The following is a 19,355-nucleotide window of genomic DNA, read 5'->3' as shown; positions in this document are numbered from 1 at the left end:
GGTGTTATGTGATTGAAATAACACTAAAAATGTGACTGGCATCACAATTGCTCAATAGTAAGAAACCCGTACTGGAGGTGACACCATGATTGCTATTGATACCCCGGTTTTTGACCGCCTGCTGGCGTTGCAGCGCCAGTTGTCGCCACAGGGCGGAGGCTTGCGGATGGCGCTGGAAGGGGATCCCTGTGGTGGCTGGAAAGTGAAAATGCACTGGAGCGCCACGTTTTTGCCGCGTGATCACGTTGAAATGCTTAATGGCCTGCGTTTGCTGGCGGATCCGCTGCACTGGACGTTATTGCAAAACGCGACGCTGACCGCGGCAGAACAGGATCAGCGTGCGGGTATTCGCGTCGTTCTGCCCGTTGTTTCCTCCTGCAATTGTGAAAGCAGCCGTTGTGCGACATCTCCCGAACAGGGCTAATCAAAGGGGTTAAAGACATGTGGAATTATTCTGAGAAAGTTAAAGAACACTTTTTTAATCCGCGTAACGCCAAGGTCGTGGATGAGGCGAATGCGATTGGTGACGTCGGTTCGCTGAGCTGCGGTGATGCACTGCGCCTGATGCTGAAAGTCGATCCTGAGACTGAAATTATTCTCGATGCCGGGTTTCAGACGTTCGGCTGCGGCAGTGCTATTGCCTCCTCCTCGGCGCTGACCGAACTGATCATTGGCCGCAGCCTGACGCAGGCTCAGCAGGTAAGCAACCAGCAAATCGCTGAATATCTTGATGGTTTGCCACCGGAAAAAATGCACTGCTCGGTGATGGGGCAGGAAGCGCTGCGCGCCGCGATCAAGCATTACCGGGGGGAAGCGCCGGATGAAGACCATGAGGAAGGTGCCTTGATCTGCAAATGCTTTGCCGTCGATGAAGCACAGATCCGCCGCGCCGTGATTGCCAATGGCCTGACCACGCTTGAAGACGTGATCAATTACACCAAAGCCGGTGGCGGTTGTACCTCATGCCACGAAAAAATCGAGTTATGCCTGGAAGAGATCCTGAAAACACATCCGGTGAAAACACCGGTGGCCGTCGCCGCACGGGATGAAAACTGGCTGGCGGTAGAAGAAGTGGTCGCATCACTGCGCCCGCACATTAAGGCGGACGGGGGCGATATGTCGCTGGTGCGTGTTGAAGGACAGGAAGTGACGGTTGAGCTTTCCGGCAGTTGCAGTGGTTGCATGATGACCGATATGACGCTGGCCTGGTTGCAACAGAAACTGGTTGAACGTATGGGGCGTTATATGCGCGTTGTCTGCGCAGCCTAGTCTTTGCCACATCAATGTCCGCCCGGCCATGAGGAACAGACAATGAAAAATGTGTATCTGGATAACAATGCCACAACCCGCATCGACCCGATGGTGCTGGAAGCGATGATGCCTTATCTGCGCGATTATTACGGTAATCCGTCCTCGATTCATGATTTCGGCGAGCCGTGCCGCGCCGGGCTTGAACGCGCGCGCGAGCAGGTGGCAAGCCTGCTGGGTGCGGCGTATACCAGCGAAATTATTTTCACCTCCTGCGCGACGGAAGCCACGTCGACTGCCATTTACTCGGCCATTGCGCTGGCGCCGGAACGCCGTGAAATTATTACCACAGCAGTGGAACATCCGGCGACGCTGGCGGTATGCGAACACCTGGAGCGTCAGGGATATATGATCCACCGCATTGGTGTTACCGAAGAAGGTGCGCTGGATACGGCCCATTATTACGATGCATTGAGTGAAAATGTCGCGCTGGTCACCATGATGTGGGCAAACAACGAAACCGGCGTGCTGTTCCCGGTGACGGAAATGGCCAGCGCGGCGCACGAACGCGGCATTCTGTTTCACTGCGATGCGGTGCAGGCCGTCGGTAAGATCCCGATTTCACTGCGTGCCACGGATATCGATATGCTTTCCTGTTCGGCGCACAAAATCCACGGGCCGAAAGGCTGCGGCTGCCTTTACCTGCGCCGCAATACCCGTTTCCGCCCGCTGGTGCGTGGCGGGCATCAGGAACGCGGACGCCGCGCCGGGACGGAGAACATCGCCGGGATTGTGGGCATGGGGGCTGCCTGCGAACTGGCAGATGTACATCTGCCGATGATGGCATCGGTGCAGGAAATGCGCGACCGGCTGCAAAACGGCCTGCTTAGCAGTATTCCGCATACGCTGCTGATGGGCGCAAACCAGCCCCGCACGCCCAATACCGTGAATATTGCGTTCGAATATATCGAAGGCGAAGCTATTTTGCTGTTGCTCAATCATTGCGGCATTGCCGCCTCCAGCGGCAGCGCCTGCACGTCTGGTTCGCTTGAACCTTCCCACGTCATGCGTGCGATGAATATCCCTTATACCGCTGCGCACGGCAGTATCCGCTTCTCATTGTCACGTTTTACCCGTGAACGGGAAATCGAATGGGCGATTGAACAGATGCCGGATATTGTTGCGCGACTGCGCACGCTGTCACCTTACTGGCAGCAGGGAAAACCGGAAGTCGCCCAGGGCAGTATTTTTTCTCCGACGTATGGCTGAGGCAGAGGGTTGGCTATGGCGGCTTTAGAAACAGAAAAAGTTAACTCCGGCACTGTGCCACCGGCTGTCACTATCAATGACACCACATTGCGCGATGGTGAACAGAGCCCCGGCGTGGCTTTCCGGGCCAGTGAAAAGTTGGAAATTGCGCAGGCGCTGGTGAATGCGGGTGTCCGGGAGCTGGAAGCCGGTACGCCGGCGATTGGTGAGGAAGAGTGCGTCCGGCTGGCTATCCTGCGCAGGCAACTGCCGGACACCATGATGATGTCGTGGTGCCGGATGAATTCGGCAGAGATTCACGACTCCGCGCGGGTCGGCATGGACTGGGTGGATATCTCTGTACCGGCATCGGATTTGCTGCGTGAACAGAAGTTGCATCAGCCGTGGCCGGCGGTGATCGCCTCGCTCAAACCGCTGGTTCAGCTGGCACGCCGTCTCGGTATGCGGGTGAGTATGGGATGTGAAGATGCCTCACGCACTGCCGATGAAACCCTGAGCATGCTGGCGGAAGTGGCCGCCGATCTGGGGATTGAGCGCATGCGTTTTGCGGATACGCTGGGCATTCTGGATCCGTTCAGCACGTTCGCCCGGATCTCCCGGCTGCGCGAAAACTGGAAAGGCGAGCTGGAGATGCATGCGCATAACGATCTGGGCATGGCGACCGCCAATACGCTGGCTGCGGTCAGGGCCGGTGCCACGCATGTGAATACGACCGTGCTGGGGCTGGGGGAACGGGCCGGAAATGCCGCGCTGGAAAGCGTGACGCTGTCACTTTCACGCTGCCTGAATCTTGATTGCGGGATTGATTTCACCGAGCTGCCGGAGCTGTGTCGCATTGTTGCCGCCGCCGCAGGCCGGACTATTGATGTCCAGCACCCGCTGGTGGGTGAACAGGTTTTTACGCACGAATCCGGGTTACACGTGGCTGCGCTTTTGCGTGATCCGCGCAGCTATCAGGGCATCGAACCTTCACTGGTCGGGCGTGAATTTAATCTGGTGCTCGGTAAACATTCCGGAAGGCAGGCGGTGAGCGGCATCTGTGCGCGGCTGGGGTATTCGCTCAACGAGAAACAGACGATGTCGATACTGACGGAAGTCAAACGCTTTGCCGAGCATCTCAAACGCAACCCGAGCGAGGATGAAGTGATCGCCATGTGCCAGCAGCGGACGGAAGGTCAGTTTTCTTTTGAAGGGCATCTTCAGGCTCAGGGAGGCTGATATGGAGTGGTTTACCCGTATTGAAGGGGTTGAAGAGCTGGATTCCGCACAAGCCTTTTTTGATTTTTTTGAACTGGAGGTGGATCCGGTGATGCTGCGCAGCCGCCATCTGCACATTATGGTGCAGTTTAATCAGCGGCTGACGGCTGCGGTGCCGGTGCATTTTGTTGATGAAGACGCCTCAGATCGCGCCAGCTGGCAACTGGCGCGGCGTTTGCTGGCGGAAAGTTACGCGCAGACAATCGCCGGACCGCTGGCGACGCAGTCCGGGCTGGCTGTTTATCAGCGCAATAATGCCAGTTTTATTGGCTGGGAAGAGCTGCTGGAGCTGCGGCCATGAAACCGGCATTTGAGGTTGATCAGCAGGTGCGGGTCACACGCATTGTGCGCGATGACGGAACTTTCGCCGGTAAAAATCGTGGGGATTTACTGATCCGGCGCGGCAGCCTGGGGTATGTACGCGAGTGGGGCGTGTTTTTGCAGGACACCATCGTTTATCAGGTTCATTTCCTGGACGATGACCTGATTGTGGGGTGCCGTGAACAGGAACTGATTGCCGCCGACGCGCCCTGGCTGGCGGGCGCTTTTCAATATGGCGACCGGGTCAGTTCCCGGCGTGATCTGGTCATTCGCGGTGAGGTAGTGATGCCGCTGGGGGGTATCGGGCGTGTGATGGGCTGCGAACCGCTGGATAACGTATTTCATTACCAGGTGCTGTTCGCACAGCGAATATTTCAGGTACCCGAGCATGCACTGAATCTGGAGGAGGAGCGGATATGAGTACCCCCGTGTGGCACCGTTACAGCCGCTGGAAGCTGGCGAAACAAATGAACCTGAGCGATGAACTTAGCGCAACGTCCGCGCAGTACCAGCAATTTATTGAAGCCTGGCAGCGCCAGCAGGTCATAGAAGAGGCCGTGGCGCAGGCCGCTCTGGGGCGTTCTTTGCAGATTGAACCGCACTCGATTGAAATGACGCGCCAGGCGCTGGCGGCAGAATTATCAGAACTGTCACTGACGGGGGAGGAAATCGAAGAACTGGTCCTCCACCAGACGCTGCTGCGTGAGCAGCTGAACTGGGTGCAGCAGCAGGCACCGCTGCCGGACGACGAACAGGTAGAAGCCTGGTATCGCGGGCACTCGCAGCATTTTATCCGCCCGGAACAGCGCTATACCCGCCATCTGTTGCTCACCGTTGAAGGCAATTCACAGGGCGTTCTCGACCAGATTGAGGCGATTGCCAGCCGGTTACGCAGCGGGCAGGAGCTGTTCGCCCGCGAGGCACTGCGCTATTCCCACTGCCCGAGCGCAATGGGTGGGGGTGTTCTCGGCTGGGTCGGGCGCGGCATTCTTTATCCTGAACTGGATGAAATGTTGTTTCGTCTTGAGGCCGGTCAGCTTAGCCCGGCGGTTGAAACAGAGCTTGGCTGGCATTTGCTCCTGTGTGAAGAAATCCGCCTGCCACAGCCGGTGCCAAAAGCGGAAGCCTTAGCGCTGGTACGCCAGCAACTCACGGCACGGCAACAGAAGCATTACCAGCGGGCGTGGCTGCAACAACTGATCCCGGCCTGAGCCGGTATTATCATCCTTCCGTCATGCCCGTTTTGCACGAAAATTGCACATTTCCCTTTGCGTTTGCCTTATAAAAGCGCAAAGGAAATTCCTCTCAGGCCTTGTACCACGCACTTCTTCGCCCTCCCGCGCCCTGAAAACCGCAAACTTTACTTCTTAATCCCCAAAAGAGCCTGTTCAGATCAAGCTTTGGTGAGATGCCCCTGCAAAAGGCCTGCAAATTGCACGGGTATTTCTGAGGTTTTATCTGTGATTTGGGTTCCAGCATTGTGCAACAAAGGGGAGAAAGACATGAGCTTAACGGCGCTATCAACATCGTTTCCAGAGGGGAATATCGCCAGCCGACTGTCGCTGCAACATCCTTCACTGTTTTATACCGTGGTTGAACAATCTTCGGTGGCGATTTCGCTGACCGACCCGGAGGCGCGGATCTTATATGCCAATCCGGCATTTTGCCGCCAGACCGGTTTTGCACTGGCGACACTTTTAGGGGAGAACCATCGTCTGCTGGCCAGCCAGCAGACGCCGAAGCACATTTATGAAGAAATGTGGCGAACGCTGTTACAGGGAAACCCCTGGAGCGGCCAGCTGATTAACCGCCGTAATAACCGGTCACTGTATCTGGCGGATGTCACGATTACGCCGATCTTAGGGGCTGACGGGCGCGTCGAGCACTATCTCGGGATGCATAAAGACATCAGCGAGAAATACGCGCTGGAGCAACGCCTGCGTAATCACATCACCCTGTTTACCGAGGTGCTGAATAACATCCCGGCAGCGGTGGTGGTGGTCGATGAGCATGACAAAGTGGTGATGGATAATCTGGCTTACAAAACCCTGTGCGCGGATTGCGGGGGCACTGAACTGCTGGCCGAAATGGGTTATCCGGAACTGAAAGATGAGCTGAACAGCGGTGAGCCGGTGCCCGTGTCAATCCGCGGCGGTATCCGGTGGTTTTCCTTCGGACAGTGGGCGATTCAGGGGGTTAACGAAGAGGCGAGCCGCTTCTTTACCGGCATTACATCACCCGGAAAACTGATTGTGCTCACCGATTGCACCGATCAGCACCACCGACAGCAACAGGGCTATCTTGATCGCCTGAAGCAAAAGCTCACTAACGGCAAACTGCTGGCGGCGATCCGCGAATCCCTGGATGCCGCACTGATCCAGCTCAACGGGCCAATCAACATGCTGGCGGCAGCGAGGCGGCTTAATGGCGAAGAAGGCAATAATATGGCGCTGGAATTTGCCTGGCGCGAAGGTGAGCAGGCGGTGAGCCGGTTACAGGCCTGCCGCCCGTCGCTGGATTTTGAACCGCTGGCCGTCTGGTCGCTCGGAGAATTCTTCGATGATCTCAGTGCACTGTACGACAGCCGGTTTTTAGGTGAAGGGGAATTGCGTTACGTTGTCACCCCTCCTGATTTACAGGCTTTCGGGCAACGGACACAAATCCTCACGGCGCTCAGCCTGTGGCTTGATCATACGCTGTCCCAGGCGCAGGCCATGCCGTCGTTGTCGCTGGTCATGAATATCGTGGCGAAACAGGATAACGGGTGGCTGTGTTTTTACATCACCGATAACGTACCGCGTGAGCAGGTGCGCTATGCCCGCCCGGAAGCGGCGTTTTCCCGCCCCGGAAATGGAATGGAACTGCGTCTGATCCAGACGCTTATCGCTCATCATCGTGGCTCTTTAGATCTCTCGACCCGCCCCGATGGCGGCACCTCGCTGACGCTACGCCTGCCCGTTCTGCAGGGTCTGAAAGGAGGATTGAAATGACACAGTTACCCACCGCAGGCCCGGTTGTCCGGCGTTTTGATATGTCTGCGCAGTTCACGGCGCTTTACCGCATCAGCGTGGCGCTGAGCCAGGAAAGTCATACCGAGCGGGCGCTGGAAGCGATTCTGGAAGTCCTGCACGAACATGCTTTTATGCAATACGGCATGGTGTGCCTGTTCGATAAAGAGCGTAACGCGTTATTTGTGGAATCCCTGCACGGCATTGATGGCGAGCGGAAAAAGGATTCCCGCCATGTCCGTTACCGTGTGGGTGAAGGGGTGATCGGTGCGGTCATGAGCCAGCGGCAACCGCTGGTGCTGCCGCGTATCTCCGACGATCAGCGGTTTCTCGATCGCCTGAATATTTATGATTACAGCCTGCCGCTGATTGGCGTGCCGATCCCCGGCCCGGACAGCCAGCCTGCGGGCGTTCTGGTGGCACAGCCGATGGCGTTGCACGAAGACCGGCTCCCTGCCAGCACCCGCTTTCTGGAAATGGTGGCGAATCTCATCAGCCAGCCTTTGCGGGCGAACCATCCGCCGGAGGCTCTGCCGGCTGAAACACCCGTGCGTTGCAGCGTTCCGCGCCAGTTCGGTTTCGAGCAGATGGTGGGGAAAAGCCAGGCGATGCGCCAGACGATGGATATCCTGCGGCAGGTTTCAAAATGGGATACGACGGTGCTGGTGCGGGGGGAAAGCGGCACCGGGAAAGAGCTGATTGCTAACGCCATTCACTACAACTCGCCGCGTGCCACCGCGCCTTTTGTGAAATTCAACTGCGCCGCGTTGCCGGATAACTTGCTGGAGAGTGAGCTGTTCGGCCATGAGAAAGGGGCTTTCACCGGCGCTATCCGTACGCGTAAAGGTCGCTTTGAACTGGCAGACGGTGGCACGTTATTTTTAGATGAAATCGGTGAATCCAGCGCCTCCTTCCAGGCAAAGCTGCTGCGCATCTTGCAGGAGGGGGAAATGGAGCGGGTCGGCGGCGATACCACGCTGAAAGTGGATGTGCGGATTATTGCCGCCACCAACCGTAATCTTGAGGAAGAAGTGCGGGCCGGTAATTTTCGTGAAGACCTCTATTATCGCCTCAACGTCATGCCGGTTTCCTTACCGGCGCTGCGCGAAAGGCTGGATGATATCGCTGAACTGGCCCCGTTTCTGGTGAAAAAGATCGCGTTGCGTCAGGGGCGGGAGCTGCATATCAGTGACGGCGCCATCCGCCTGCTGATGACCTACAGCTGGCCGGGCAATGTCCGTGAACTGGAAAATTGCCTCGAACGGGCGTCGGTAATGACCGATGAGGGGCTGATTGACCGCGACGTCATCCTGTTCAATCACCATGAATCACCGGCCCTGACCGTCAAAGCGGGTGCGCCGGTCGCGACAGACGAAAGCTGGCTGGATCAGGAACTCGACGAGCGTCAGCGCGTGATTGCCGCACTGGAAAAAACAGGCTGGGTGCAGGCCAAAGCGGCGAGGCTGCTGGGGATGACGCCAAGGCAGATCGCATACCGGATTCAGATTATGGATATCAACATGCACCGTATTTAACCTGACAAACCGCACGCGGCGTTTGCCGGCCTTGTTGCTTTTGGGACAATGTCGGCACAACGCGGTGAACCTGACAAAAGAAAACGACCTGTACTAAATTTAACGCATTAATAAATCACGGTTTTTACAGCATTCCTCTTCGGTATAACCTTTGCAAATATCCAGAACCTTCTGCTGATTAAGGTTCACCGCTATGACATCCTGTCCTTCCTCTGCGGGTTGCTCCGGCCAAAGCCAGACCCGTGTTAATGAACAACTGGCCAGCAAGGCGGCGCAGCATCCCTGCTATTCGGTCAGCGGTCATCACCGTTTTGCCCGTATGCATCTGGCCGTCGCGCCCGCCTGTAATTTGCAATGCAATTACTGCAACCGGAAATACGATTGCAGTAATGAATCGCGTCCGGGTGTCGTATCGGAGTTGTTACTCCCCGAACAGGCTGTCGCCAAAGCCCGCCAGGTGGCGGCGGCAATCCCTCAGCTTTCCGTTGTCGGCATTGCCGGGCCGGGCGATCCGCTGGCGAATATTGGCCGCACGTTCCAGACGCTCGAACTGCTGCGCCAGCAACTGCCTGATCTTAAACTTTGCCTGTCGACCAACGGCCTGATGCTGCCGGATGTGGCCGACCGTCTGGTGGATATTGGCGTCGATCACGTCACAGTCACGATGAATGCGATTGACCCTGCGGTGGCGGAACAGATTTACGCCTGGCTTTGGTATGAAGGCGAACGTTTAACCGGGCGCATGGCCGCAGAACTGCTGATTGAACGTCAGGCAGAAGGCATCAGAAAACTGATCGAAAAAGGGGTACTGGTGAAAATCAATTCCGTGCTGATACCCGGCATTAACGACCGGCATATGCAGGCCGTCAGTCAGCAGGTCGGGGAGTGGGGCGCGTTTTTACACAACATCATGCCGCTGATTTCACGCCCGGAGCACGGAACCGTGTTCGGGCTGAGCGGGCAGGCCGAGCCGGATGCCGAAATGGTGGCGGAGGTCAGGAAATCCTGCGGGATTTCCATGCCGCAGATGACGCATTGCCACCAGTGCCGCGCCGATGCTATCGGTATGCTGGGCGAAGACCGCAACGCGGCATTCCCGCTGGCTTCTGTGCCGGTCAATCCGCCGCCGTATTTGCCGGTTTTACATCAGCGTGCGCAACTTCATGCCAGCATTGTTTCTCAGGGGGAATCTGAAGAACCGGACGCCTGCCTGGTGGCGGTCGCGACCACACAGGGGCAGGCCGTCGATCAGCACTTCGGGCACGCCGAGCGCTTTACGCTGTACAGCCTGTCGGCGGCTGGCATCGTGCAGGTCGGGCAGCGTTTTACGCCGCGTTACTGCCATTCGCCTGATGACTGTGAGCCGGAAGATGCGGCGCAGAATATGGATGCGTTACTGGCGCTGCTGGCCGATGTGAAAGCGGTATTTTGTGCCCGTATTGGCATGACACCGTGGAAACGGCTGGAGACGGCAGGCATCGAGCCGCAGGTTGAAGGTGCATGGCAGCCGGTGGAAACCGTGCTGGCGCAATGGTGGCAGCAACGCAAGCTGGCCGGGGGTGAAATCAGCATACGCGGGGTGGCGTGATGAAAGATGCGCAGGCGTGGTTAGGAAGGTTGTTGTCGCTGCATCTGGCCGGGCGCTCCCGTTTTCCCCCGCAGATGGGGCTGGAAGACGAGGCGTGGCAGGCTTTGTTGCAGCGTACCGGACGGTCCACACCGGTGCTGTCGACGTTGCAACTCGAGCAGCAAAATTTGCTCGGTTTGCTGCAGCAGTCACGGGGGAACGAGCGTGCGCAGCTGGCGCAGTGGCTGTGGCAGTCACAGGTGCCGGATGCCGCGCCCATGCATGAGCTGATCGCCACAGCATCAATGGCATTTGATCATCTCTGGCAAGATCTCGGGTTAGATTCCCGCGCTGAATTACGCGAACTGATGGCGGCCTGTTTCCCTGAACTGGTGGAAATGAATCACCAGAATATGCGCTGGAAGAAATTTTTCTACCGCCAGCAATGCATGCGATCCCTTGGGGAAATCACCTGCCGTTCCCCCAGCTGTGAAGAGTGTTATGAATGGGCCGTTTGTTTTGCGCCGGAGGAATAGATACGGCGAATTTTCTGCCATCCGGCAGTGCAGAATGTCCCGTTGTAGTGCGAAAAATCACCAGAAATGCCAGGTGGATTATTAACTTTCTGATGTTTAAGGTTTAATTTTAAGCCATAAAACTGGCATGTAATCTGCATTATTTCCGGGACATTAGCATCAGGCCATAATGGTTTAAATCGGATTTCGATAGAGGCGTCCGTTAGCGTTCAGGAAACTGAGCGCTAACAGGACGCTTTTTTTTGGGAGAAAAACGCGTTGAGGTTATGACTGCCAGTCCAGAATCAGCTCGCCGTACAGCATTTCGGCCTGCGACAGGCGGCTGAGCAGGCAGTACTCATCAGTCTGGTGCGCCATACCCGGCTCACCCGGCCCGAGGATAATGCAGGGCGGATTGTTGAGCGCCGGAAGCAGCAGCGAGGCGTCGGTAAAGTAGGGCACAATCCTCGCTTCGACGGGCTGTCCCAGTAATGTCTGGCAACGCTGGTAAACGCGGGTGATCCAGACGTTCCCTTCTTCGCTCAGCACGGCAGGCAAATCAACCAGCGTGGAAATCGTCACCGTTTCACCCAGTGCGGTGGTCAGATTTTGCCGGATGGTGGCGTGTTGCAGGTTGGGCGCCGTGCGGATATCCACGTCAAACTGCGTGAGATCCGGAACAGAATTAATGTTCAGCCCGCCGCTGATCCGCCCGACGTTCAGGGTCGGCTTTTTCATCAGCGGATGGGGTGCGCCCGGCTCAAAATGTTGAATCTTCGTCAGCGCCTCCGAAGCCAGATAAATGGCATTAATGCCCAGCTCAGGCATCGCGCCGTGCGCCGTTTTACCCCGGGTTTCGCACCGCAGCCATAACGCACCTTTATGGCCGATCACCGGATAATTTGCCGTCGGCTCACCGACAATCAGTGCGCCGACGGGAAGTAACACACCGGCATCAATCAGCGCCCGCGCGCCATCGCAGCCGGTCTCTTCACCGCCGGTAATCACCATCAGCACCCCTTTTCCTGCGCGGATAACGGCCTGATGCACCGTGCAGGCAACGGCAAAAGCGGCAACGGCGGCTTTCATATCGCTCGAACCCCGTCCGTATAACCGGTCACCGGTGACATCCGCGCCAAAAGGGTCAAACTGCCAGGCCTGATTGCCCAGCGGCACGGTGTCCAGATGGCCGGTAAAAGCCAGCGGTTCCCCCGGCATGCTGCCCGCCATCTGTGCGATCAGGTTGAAACGCTTCTCACCGAAGCGTTGCAGCGTGACGTCAAAACCCCGTTTCTCCAGCCAGTCAGCCAAAAACGCCATGCAGGCCGCTTCATCACCGGGCGGGTTGATGGTATTAAAGCCCAGCAGTTGCCGGGCAAGTGACAGGGTAACGGACGTCATCAGGATTTCTCCGTCAGCCAGTCCAGGCAGTTAATCCACAGCTGGCGGTAGCCCGGCCACGCGGCGAACTCCTCCGGCAACCAGTGGGCGGACATATCACTGGTCCACACCAGAGAGCGGCCTTTCTGATATTCACGCACCGCCACCAGCGGGTGTGTCGTGCCGGCAACGGTTGCCAGCAGCTGGCCTTCGGGATGCATTTCCACCTCGTTGTAGCCGAGCAGCCACGGCCAGTCGCCGGAAATATCCGTGAAAACGGCGTGCGGCTCTTTAATCTCCGGGTAAACCCCCTCCGGTGTTTCGACGCGGTCATCCCAGGCCAGGCAGCGCACCGGCAGCACTTTTTCCACGGCGGTGTTGCGATAGCGTGCGCCACCGTTGATGCCCTGAAAACTGTAATAGCCCCCTATCATCATCAGGTTGCCGCCCGCTGCCACGTAATCATGCAGCAGCGTCAGGCGGTTGGCGGTGCGCTGGCTTTTGAGCCAGGTATCCGGGTGCAGCAGCAGCGTGTTAGCCCCGATATCGGAAAGAATAATGGCGTCCCACTCCTGCAATTGTGCCAGCGTGAGCGGAAAACTGACCGGTGCCTCATGCGCGGTCATGTGTGTAATGGCGTAATGGCTGTCTGCCAGCGCGGCCAGAAAACCGGTGGCACCGTTGTGCCAGGTCGCAGTGGCGAACTGGTCGAAACCTTTTACGTGCGTTGACGTGCTGGTCCAGGATTCACCCACCAGCAGGATTTTTTTCTGCATGCCTTGCTCCTTATTGCCCGCCAAATACGCGCTGCGGGTTATTGATCATCAGGTGTTCAAGCTGTTCGCCACTGACGCCATGCCGGCGCAAACGGGGGACAAAGTGCTTAAGAATGTAGCCGTAGCCGTGGCCGCCATAGCGCGTCAGCATGGTTTTCAAAAAGACGTCCTGCGAGAGCAGGATCTGATTCAGATACCCGTCATCGATCAGCTCGCGAATGGCCCGCGCATTTTCTTCGTCCGAAGGGGATTGTGCGGATTCATCGGCGTAGTAATAGTTCATGCCAATCATGTCGTATTCGAGAAATGCCCCGCGCTGCGCCAGCTCGCGCTGATACTGCTTATCGGCAAAGCTCGGGTTCATGTGGCATAGCACGGTATGGCGCAGGTCGGCCCCTTCGTGCTCAAGAATATCCAGCACCTTGTGGCCGAGCCGTTCCCAGCCGGGAAGATGCACTTCTATGGGCACACCGGTGGCCGCGCTGGCACGCCCTGCGGCGCGCAGGGATTTTTCCTCATCGGCGGTAAAACGGCCCGATACACCAATTTCGCCAATCAGACCGGCTATCACCTCCGGTTTTTCCTGCGCGCCGCCCACGTCATAAATCAGTTTCTCGGCCAGTTGTTCCACAGAGATCGTTTTGACCCATTCCGGGTGTGAAGGCTCGAGATACAGCCCGGTGCCCATCACGATATTGAGGCCGGTCAGGCGTGAGATCCGCTGCAAGGCCTTCGGGTCGCGACCAATGCCGATATTGGTCGGATCCACCACCGTTTCCCCGCCCAGCGCGCGGTATTTCATCAGTTCTTCAATCGCCACATCTACGTCGAATAACTGGCAGTTATCGCGGCTCATCAGCGGATTCAGCGAAAGCTCACCTAAATTTTCGATCTTCACCGGCATCTCGGCGACGTGGCGGTCACTGCAACAGCAGGGGGCGACCCATTTGCCGGACGCATCCAGCAAAATATGTTCATGCATCAGCGTGACGCCCATGTCGGCCAGCGGAACCGGACCCAGTACGGTCATCACATGGCCGCTTTTCACGCCCACGGGCAGGGGGGCGGCGTGGCGAAAAATAGACCCTTTCATCGGCTATCCTTTTGACGGTGTTCGCGTCGGGTTGAGAATGCGGGTGTTCAGCCAGATGGCGAGCAGGATGATGGTGCCGGTGGCTATCTGGGTATAGAACGGTGAAATGTGCGACAAAATCAGGCCGTTCTGAATAATGGCAATCGACATTGCGCCCAGCAGGGTGCCGAGGATCGTGCCAAAACCGCCAAACAGGCTGGTGCTGCCCAGCACGACGGCGGCGATGACCTGCAGCTCAAAGCCTTCCCCCTGGTTAGACGAACCACTGCCGAGACGGGCAGTGATAATCATCCCGGCCAGCGCGGCGGCCATTCCGCTGATGATATACACGCGCATCGTCACCGCTTTGGTGTTGATCCCGCTGCGGCGGGCACCTTCCGCGTTGGCGCCAATGGCCGTAACATAGCGGCCAAAGCGCATGTGATTCAGCGCAATGTGGGCCACGAGCAGTAAAACAATGCCGATAAGCGCGGGCATAGGGATACCTAAAACCCAGGCGCGCCCCATAAAGCTGAACAGGCTGTCCGCCGGGATCGGGATGGAATAGCCCTGGGTAATCAGCAACGCGACGCCGCGCACCACCGCCAGCATGGCGAGGGTGACAATAAACGCGGGGATCCCTTCGTAGGCGATAAAGAATCCGTTGATGGCACCGACCAGCCCGCCGAGCGCCAGCCCGCCGATTAACACCACCGGCCAGGGCAGTCCCCAGTTGTTGAGTGCAATGGCTGAAAGCGCACCGACCAGGGCCAGGGTCGAGCCGACGGAAAGATCAATCCCGCCGGTGGTGATCACCAGCGTCATGGCGGCAGCGACGATCAGCAACGGTGCACTTTGGCGGATGATATTCAGCCAGTTAGTGGCACTGAGAAAGCTATGGGTGATAAGCGAAAACACCACGCAGCAAAAGATAAAAAACAGCGCAATGCTGACAACGCCGGAGTGGCTATGCAGCAGGCGGCGCGGCAGCGAATGCCGGATTACGCGTGAACCGCTTAAGTTGATCATACTCATCCCGTTTACCTCAATGTGGGGCAGCGGACTGCGCAGTGAATTTTTCACCGACAATCAGGTTGACGATGTCTGCCAGGCTGGTTTCTGCTACCCGACGTTCCGCCACGTTAGTCCCTTCGTACATCACCATGATGCGGTTACAGACCAGGAACAGATCCTGCAACCGGTGGGTAATCAGAATGACGCTGACACCGCGTGCGCTGACGCGGCGGATCAGTTCCAGCACAGCTTCCACTTCTGCCACGGCCAGTGCCGCCGTAGGCTCATCCATAATCAGCACCTTGGGTTCGAAGGCGGCGGCACGCGCAATGGCAATCGCCTGACGTTGTCCGCCGGAGAGATTGCGCACCAGCAGGTGGGTATCCGGAATCGAAATCCCCAGGCCTTTGAGCATTTCACGCGCATCTGCGTGCATTTTGGTCTGATCCAGAAAGGGGATGCCGAGTACGTGTCTGAGCGGTTCACGCCCCATAAACAAATTCCCGGCGACATCGACCGTATCGCACAGTGAAAGATCCTGATAAACCATTTCAATGTGGCACCGGCGGGCATCCGCCGGGTTGGTAAAATGCATCTCTTCGCCATCAATGCGGATAGCGCCGCTGGTGGGCACCACCGCACCTGACAGCACTTTAGTCAGTGTCGATTTGCCTGCACCGTTATCCCCAACCAGCCCCAGCACTTCGCCAGGCTCCAGTTTCAGGTTCACGCCACGCAGTGAGCGGATCGAACCGTAGGTCTTGGTGATATTGACCATCTCTACCCGCGCCGTTGCGGGTTTCGTCTGTTGCATCGTAAACTCCTGTTGCCAGACATAAGGGTAAGAGGTTGAAGCAAAAAGAAAAATGTTCCGTCATTCACGGTTTTCAATCTAGTAAACCGGTTTACCTAAATGACAGAATTGTTGCCACGCCCTCCGGGTCAAAACGCTGCACTATTTGTTCGCCACAGGGAACTAAGCAGCTTCCATGCCAGAGCGGAGATGAAGATGAACAGGGGGTTTCTAACTGGTTGTAATTACGTTAAATAATTTTATATTGTCAGGTAAACCGGTTTACCTGATTAACCTTTTCGCCCATTTTTTGCGCCAAAAGCGTGCATAAGTTGCGCTGTTCGGGCGTTTTTATCGTGGCTGAATGGAATCGCGGCCTATCCAGCTGACCGGAAGACGCGTTTCGGCGGGGACATTTTCATCGCCATTGAGCAGCCGCAGCATCAGGCTGACGGCTGTGCGGCCCAGCTCCCGTGCGGGCTGGCGGATAGTGGAAATACGTGGCTGGGTAAAATCGGCATAACTGGCATCGTCAAAGCCCACCAGCGAAAGTGCATCCGGTGCACGCAGGCCAAAATCGCGCAGGCCATCAAGCATGCCGAGGACTAAAAAGTCACTGGCGGCAAAGACCGCGGTGGGGCGTTTTTTATGGCTGAACAGCTGGTGCAGCGCGCGCTGGCCGAACTCACGCTGATAGTCGCCGTACATCACCCACTCGGGCGGACAGTGCAAACCTGCCTGCTCCAGAACGGTGCAGAAACCCTGATAGCGTTCGCGTACGCTCATCAGCGCATCGGGGCCGCCGATAAACGCAATCTCCCGGTGCCCGGCGGCAATCAGGTGCTGCGTGGCGAGCATGCCGCCCTGCACGTTATCGGCGAAAACCTTTGGCGCGCAGCTGCCGGGAATATCCTCATCCAGCAACACAATGCGTTGATGACGTTGAATTTCCTTACGCAGCATGCCGGTATCAGGCCGGTTGGTGGTGAACAACAAACCATCGACCTGACAGGTATCCAGCCAGTGAATAAACTGACTCTCTTTTTCAGGATTGTTACGGGTGATGCACAGCACCAGGCTGTAACCGTGCTCAAATGCCGCTTCTTCGGCCGCATCTGCCAGCTCAGCGAAGAAGGGGTTTGTGATATCCGGCAGCACCAGGCCCAGCGTTTCGCTGCCACCTTTGCTCAGCCTTCGTGCCAGGCTGTTGCCGCGGTAATCGAGCTGAGTGATGGCCGATTCAATCCGGCTGACCGTGGCCTGGGGCAGAACGATGCTGTTGTTCATGTAACGCGATACCGTCGCCTTGGAAAGACCGGCAAGACTGGCAACATCGGATAACAACACGCGTTTTTTCATCATCAGGCCACGTTGGATAAAAGATATCTGTAACATAATTAAACGCAGCAGTTATAGCATTTTCCGGCGATAAAACGCAGGTTGAAATTAACGCTTGACAAATTTTCAGTCGCGGAGAATTGTAATAGGCAGTTTACCTGCACCACCCGGGAAGCAATTCCCAACCGATAAAGACCATTTTATCAGTGCGCCGAAACGGACCGGTTGCCTAAATGTTTTTTAGCGGCCTCAGCGATCAGCCTGTTTTTTTTGATCAGGTTATACTGCGCTCACTTTATTATTTGTCCTGCCAACACTCTGACTGCTCAGCGTATTTACGCCGGGGCAATGCTGGTTATAACGCAATCCCAATGAGGACAAAAATGATGTTATTTAACACCGGAAAATTTCGTGTTTTAGCGCTGGTGACAGCGATATTGGCATCGGGCAGTTATATGACTAACGCAATGGCCGCTGCACCGACTTATGCGATGGTGCAAATTAACCAGCAGGCACTTTTCTTTAATCAGATGAATAAAGGGGCACAGGAAGCTGCAAAGGCCAGCGGAAAAAATCTGGTGGTATTTAACGCCACAGATAACCCCGTTGCGCAAAATGATGCAATTGAAAACTATATTCAGCAAGGTGTGAAAGGCATTCTGGTTGATGCCATTGACGTGAACGGCATTATGCCGGCGATTAAAGAGGCTGCTGCTGCAAAAATCCCGGTCATTGCGATCGATGCCGTATTACCTGACGGCCCGCAGGCATCTCAGGTCGGCGTGGATAACATTGCCGGCGGTAAAATCCTCGGTAATTACTTCCTGGATTACGTAAAAAAAGACATGAAAGGTAAAGCCCGTATTGGCATCGTGGGGGCACTGAATTCTGCCATCCAGAACGACCGCCAGAAAGGGTTCGTCGATACGATTAAAGCCAATAAACAGATCACCGTGGCTGACGTGGTTGACGGACAAAATATTCAGGATAACGCCATGACTGCAGCGGAAAACCTGATCACCGGTAACCCGGATATGACGGCGATTTACGCCACCGGCGAGCCTGCCTTGCTGGGTGCGATTGCCGCAGTCGAAAACCAGGGGCGTCAGAAAGACATCAAAGTTTTTGGCTGGGATCTGACAGCAAAAGCGATCGGCGGCATTGACGGCGGCTACGTGGTGGCTGTTTTGCAGCAAGATCCTGAACAGATGGGCGCACAGGCGCTGAAAGCGCTCAATGACATCACCGCAGGTAAAACCGTGCCGAAGAAAATTCTGGTTCCGGCGACCGTGGTGACCAAAGCCAATGTCGGGGCTTACCGCGCAATGTTTAAATAAAAGGAGAACCGGCATGCACATAAAAATGCAGGCCGGTTTACCCGTTTATTCTGTGCGGGCAAACAGGGTGGCCAGCTCGGCTGTATCGGGGAAAGCGCTGTACGTGCCCTGGCGGCTGACCGTAATGGCCGCAGCCTGGCTGGCGTGCGCCAGCGAAAGCGCATCGATATCTGTATTACGCAGCAGCGATGAAGCCAGCATGACGGCGAGAAAAGTATCGCCTGCACCGGTGGTATCCACCACCTGTACGGGAGTGGCTGGGCTGAAATGTTGGTGTGTTGTGTTGGTCAGCGTGGCGCCGCGTGAACCCTGTGTCACCACGAGCGTGCTGACACCAGACGGTTGCAGCTCTTCGGCCTCCGGCTGGTTGAGCACCGCGATATCGACCCAGGGCCACAACTGGCTGAAACCGGCCCGGACCGGTGACGGGTTAAACACCGTTGTCATGCCGTGCTGCTTGCCTGACTGAAGCAAATCGCGGGTTTTCTCATAAGAGAAATTGCCCTGAAGCAGCAAAATATCGCCGGGCACGGCTTCCGCCAATGCCAGGGTGACATTCCCGATGCTCAGGGAATCTGCCGCCGTAGTGGTCGTGATGATGGCATTATCGCCATCGGCACAGTGAAAAATGAGAGAGGTATCGCTGTTGCAGGGGAATAAATAATCAGGCAAAAGCTGCAAGGGTTCGTGACGAATTTGTCCCGAAATCCAGCGGCCATTCATGTCATTTCCAATGGCGGCAATTAATGTTGTTTTAATTCCGCAACGGGAAAGTAAGACAGCCTGATTTGCGCCTTTACCACCGATATCTTGTGAGATTTTATTCCCGTGAATAGAAGAACCTTTCATGGGAATATCAGGTATTGCCCAAATTTCATCGACGGTAATATTACCAACAACATAAACACGCATAGTGTTTCCTTAA

19 protein-coding genes are annotated in these 19,355 nt (G+C 56.4%); 12 read left to right on the top strand and 7 right to left on the bottom strand.

Annotated elements, in window-relative coordinates; translation table 11 throughout:
• Positions 1-85 precede the first annotated feature (85 nt).
• The 11 genes from CWS43_RS09100 to CWS43_RS09050 all read left to right on the top strand — a co-directional run bounded on the left by CWS43_RS09100 (position 86) and on the right by CWS43_RS09050 (position 10,741).
• A complete protein-coding gene (locus CWS43_RS09100) occupies positions 86-424 on the top strand; it encodes a hypothetical protein (protein ID WP_101076624.1) in 339 nt (112 codons plus the stop codon).
• Positions 425-441: 17 nt separating this feature from the next.
• Positions 442-1,269: a Fe-S cluster assembly protein NifU gene (nifU, locus tag CWS43_RS09095; protein ID WP_101076623.1), complete on the top strand. Its 828-nt coding sequence runs from the start codon at positions 442-444 to the stop codon at positions 1,267-1,269.
• Positions 1,270-1,311: 42 nt separating this feature from the next.
• Positions 1,312-2,517, top strand: coding sequence for a cysteine desulfurase NifS (gene nifS, locus CWS43_RS09090; RefSeq protein WP_101076622.1), 1,206 nt, complete (start codon positions 1,312-1,314; stop codon positions 2,515-2,517).
• A 15-nt stretch (positions 2,518-2,532) separates the two neighbouring features.
• On the top strand, positions 2,533-3,735 hold the full coding sequence (gene nifV / locus CWS43_RS09085) for a homocitrate synthase (RefSeq protein WP_101076621.1): 1,203 nt from the start codon (positions 2,533-2,535) through the stop codon (positions 3,733-3,735).
• Between the two features lies 1 nt (position 3,736).
• Complete coding sequence (locus CWS43_RS09080) at positions 3,737-4,075, top strand: nitrogenase-stabilizing/protective protein NifW (RefSeq protein WP_101076620.1); 339 nt, start codon at positions 3,737-3,739, stop codon at positions 4,073-4,075.
• Entirely contained in the window at positions 4,072-4,515 is a 444-nt protein-coding gene (locus tag CWS43_RS09075; protein ID WP_101076619.1) for a nitrogen fixation protein NifZ, read from the top strand. Before CWS43_RS09080 ends, CWS43_RS09075 begins: the two co-directional genes overlap by 4 nt.
• Positions 4,512-5,306: a nitrogen fixation protein NifM gene (nifM, locus tag CWS43_RS09070; protein WP_101076618.1), complete on the top strand. Its 795-nt coding sequence runs from the start codon at positions 4,512-4,514 to the stop codon at positions 5,304-5,306. The genes CWS43_RS09075 and nifM overlap by 4 nt, the downstream gene beginning before the upstream one ends.
• A 291-nt stretch (positions 5,307-5,597) precedes the next feature.
• On the top strand, positions 5,598-7,085 hold the full coding sequence (gene nifL / locus CWS43_RS09065; protein WP_101076617.1) for a nitrogen fixation negative regulator NifL: 1,488 nt from the start codon (positions 5,598-5,600) through the stop codon (positions 7,083-7,085).
• Positions 7,082-8,638 carry a nif-specific transcriptional activator NifA gene (nifA, locus tag CWS43_RS09060; protein WP_101076616.1) on the top strand — a complete coding sequence of 519 codons (1,557 nt, stop codon included), beginning with the start codon at positions 7,082-7,084 and terminating at the stop codon, positions 8,636-8,638. Before nifL ends, nifA begins: the two co-directional genes overlap by 4 nt.
• Before the next feature lie 193 nt (positions 8,639-8,831).
• Positions 8,832-10,226, top strand: a complete 1,395-nt coding sequence (gene nifB, locus CWS43_RS09055; protein ID WP_101076615.1) for a nitrogenase cofactor biosynthesis protein NifB — start codon at positions 8,832-8,834, stop codon at positions 10,224-10,226.
• Positions 10,226-10,741, top strand: coding sequence for a nitrogen fixation protein NifQ (locus CWS43_RS09050; RefSeq protein WP_101076614.1), 516 nt, complete (start codon positions 10,226-10,228; stop codon positions 10,739-10,741). Before nifB ends, CWS43_RS09050 begins: the two co-directional genes overlap by 1 nt.
• A 264-nt stretch (positions 10,742-11,005) precedes the next feature.
• Here the strand turns inward: CWS43_RS09050 and CWS43_RS09045 are convergent, their stop codons facing one another.
• The 6 genes from CWS43_RS09045 to CWS43_RS09020 all read right to left on the bottom strand — a co-directional run bounded on the left by CWS43_RS09045 (position 11,006) and on the right by CWS43_RS09020 (position 17,117).
• Complete coding sequence (locus CWS43_RS09045) at positions 11,006-12,121, bottom strand: M20 family metallopeptidase (protein WP_101076613.1); 1,116 nt, start codon at positions 12,119-12,121, stop codon at positions 11,006-11,008.
• Positions 12,121-12,876, bottom strand: coding sequence for a glutamine amidotransferase (locus tag CWS43_RS09040; RefSeq protein ID WP_101076612.1), 756 nt, complete (start codon positions 12,874-12,876; stop codon positions 12,121-12,123). The genes CWS43_RS09045 and CWS43_RS09040 overlap by 1 nt, the downstream gene beginning before the upstream one ends.
• Positions 12,877-12,886: 10 nt before the next feature.
• Complete coding sequence (locus CWS43_RS09035) at positions 12,887-13,969, bottom strand: phosphotriesterase (RefSeq protein WP_101076611.1); 1,083 nt, start codon at positions 13,967-13,969, stop codon at positions 12,887-12,889.
• A gap of 3 nt (positions 13,970-13,972) precedes the next feature.
• Entirely contained in the window at positions 13,973-14,974 is a 1,002-nt protein-coding gene (locus CWS43_RS09030; RefSeq protein WP_198555808.1) for an ABC transporter permease, read from the bottom strand.
• 19 nt (positions 14,975-14,993) lie between these two features.
• Complete coding sequence (locus CWS43_RS09025) at positions 14,994-15,740, bottom strand: ATP-binding cassette domain-containing protein (RefSeq protein WP_198555807.1); 747 nt, start codon at positions 15,738-15,740, stop codon at positions 14,994-14,996.
• A gap of 366 nt (positions 15,741-16,106) precedes the next feature.
• Positions 16,107-17,117: a LacI family DNA-binding transcriptional regulator gene (locus CWS43_RS09020; protein ID WP_101076966.1), complete on the bottom strand. Its 1,011-nt coding sequence runs from the start codon at positions 17,115-17,117 to the stop codon at positions 16,107-16,109.
• 359 nt (positions 17,118-17,476) lie between these two features.
• Between CWS43_RS09020 and CWS43_RS09015 the strand changes: the two genes are divergently transcribed.
• Positions 17,477-18,430: a substrate-binding domain-containing protein gene (locus CWS43_RS09015; RefSeq protein WP_101076965.1), complete on the top strand. Its 954-nt coding sequence runs from the start codon at positions 17,477-17,479 to the stop codon at positions 18,428-18,430.
• A 45-nt stretch (positions 18,431-18,475) separates the two neighbouring features.
• Here CWS43_RS09015 and CWS43_RS09010 read toward each other — a convergent pair whose 3' ends face one another.
• Positions 18,476-19,342: a PfkB family carbohydrate kinase gene (locus CWS43_RS09010; RefSeq protein WP_101076608.1), complete on the bottom strand. Its 867-nt coding sequence runs from the start codon at positions 19,340-19,342 to the stop codon at positions 18,476-18,478.
• Between the last annotated feature and the right edge of the window lie 13 nt (positions 19,343-19,355).

The organism is Rahnella sp. AA (assembly GCF_002834385.1).
GTDB lineage: Bacteria > Pseudomonadota > Gammaproteobacteria > Enterobacterales > Enterobacteriaceae > Rahnella.
The sequence above is the reverse complement of the archived record's forward strand: the minus strand, read 5'-3'. Positions and strand labels throughout refer to the sequence as shown.

Bases quoted from the DNA above. Each gene is read 5' to 3' on its own strand.
- nifU (WP_101076623.1), top strand. From the start codon at position 442: ATGTGGAATTATTCTGAGAAAGTTAAAGAACACTTTTTTAATCCGCGT.
- CWS43_RS09015 (WP_101076965.1), top strand. From the start codon at position 17,477: ATGATGTTATTTAACACCGGAAAATTTCGTGTTTTAGCGCTGGTGACA.
- nifL (WP_101076617.1), top strand. From the start codon at position 5,598: ATGAGCTTAACGGCGCTATCAACATCGTTTCCAGAGGGGAATATCGCC.
- CWS43_RS09025 (WP_198555807.1), bottom strand. From the start codon at position 15,740: ATGGTCAATATCACCAAGACCTACGGTTCGATCCGCTCACTGCGTGGC.
- nifS (WP_101076622.1), top strand. From the start codon at position 1,312: ATGAAAAATGTGTATCTGGATAACAATGCCACAACCCGCATCGACCCG.
- nifA (WP_101076616.1), top strand. From the start codon at position 7,082: ATGACACAGTTACCCACCGCAGGCCCGGTTGTCCGGCGTTTTGATATG.
- CWS43_RS09080 (WP_101076620.1), top strand. From the start codon at position 3,737: ATGGAGTGGTTTACCCGTATTGAAGGGGTTGAAGAGCTGGATTCCGCA.
- CWS43_RS09040 (WP_101076612.1), bottom strand. From the start codon at position 12,876: ATGCAGAAAAAAATCCTGCTGGTGGGTGAATCCTGGACCAGCACGTCA.
- CWS43_RS09075 (WP_101076619.1), top strand. From the start codon at position 4,072: ATGAAACCGGCATTTGAGGTTGATCAGCAGGTGCGGGTCACACGCATT.
- CWS43_RS09035 (WP_101076611.1), bottom strand. From the start codon at position 13,969: ATGAAAGGGTCTATTTTTCGCCACGCCGCCCCCCTGCCCGTGGGCGTG.
- CWS43_RS09050 (WP_101076614.1), top strand. From the start codon at position 10,226: ATGAAAGATGCGCAGGCGTGGTTAGGAAGGTTGTTGTCGCTGCATCTG.
- nifB (WP_101076615.1), top strand. From the start codon at position 8,832: ATGACATCCTGTCCTTCCTCTGCGGGTTGCTCCGGCCAAAGCCAGACC.
- nifM (WP_101076618.1), top strand. From the start codon at position 4,512: ATGAGTACCCCCGTGTGGCACCGTTACAGCCGCTGGAAGCTGGCGAAA.
- nifV (WP_101076621.1), top strand. From the start codon at position 2,533: ATGGCGGCTTTAGAAACAGAAAAAGTTAACTCCGGCACTGTGCCACCG.
- CWS43_RS09010 (WP_101076608.1), bottom strand. From the start codon at position 19,342: ATGCGTGTTTATGTTGTTGGTAATATTACCGTCGATGAAATTTGGGCA.
- CWS43_RS09100 (WP_101076624.1), top strand. From the start codon at position 86: ATGATTGCTATTGATACCCCGGTTTTTGACCGCCTGCTGGCGTTGCAG.
- CWS43_RS09020 (WP_101076966.1), bottom strand. From the start codon at position 17,117: ATGATGAAAAAACGCGTGTTGTTATCCGATGTTGCCAGTCTTGCCGGT.
- CWS43_RS09045 (WP_101076613.1), bottom strand. From the start codon at position 12,121: ATGACGTCCGTTACCCTGTCACTTGCCCGGCAACTGCTGGGCTTTAAT.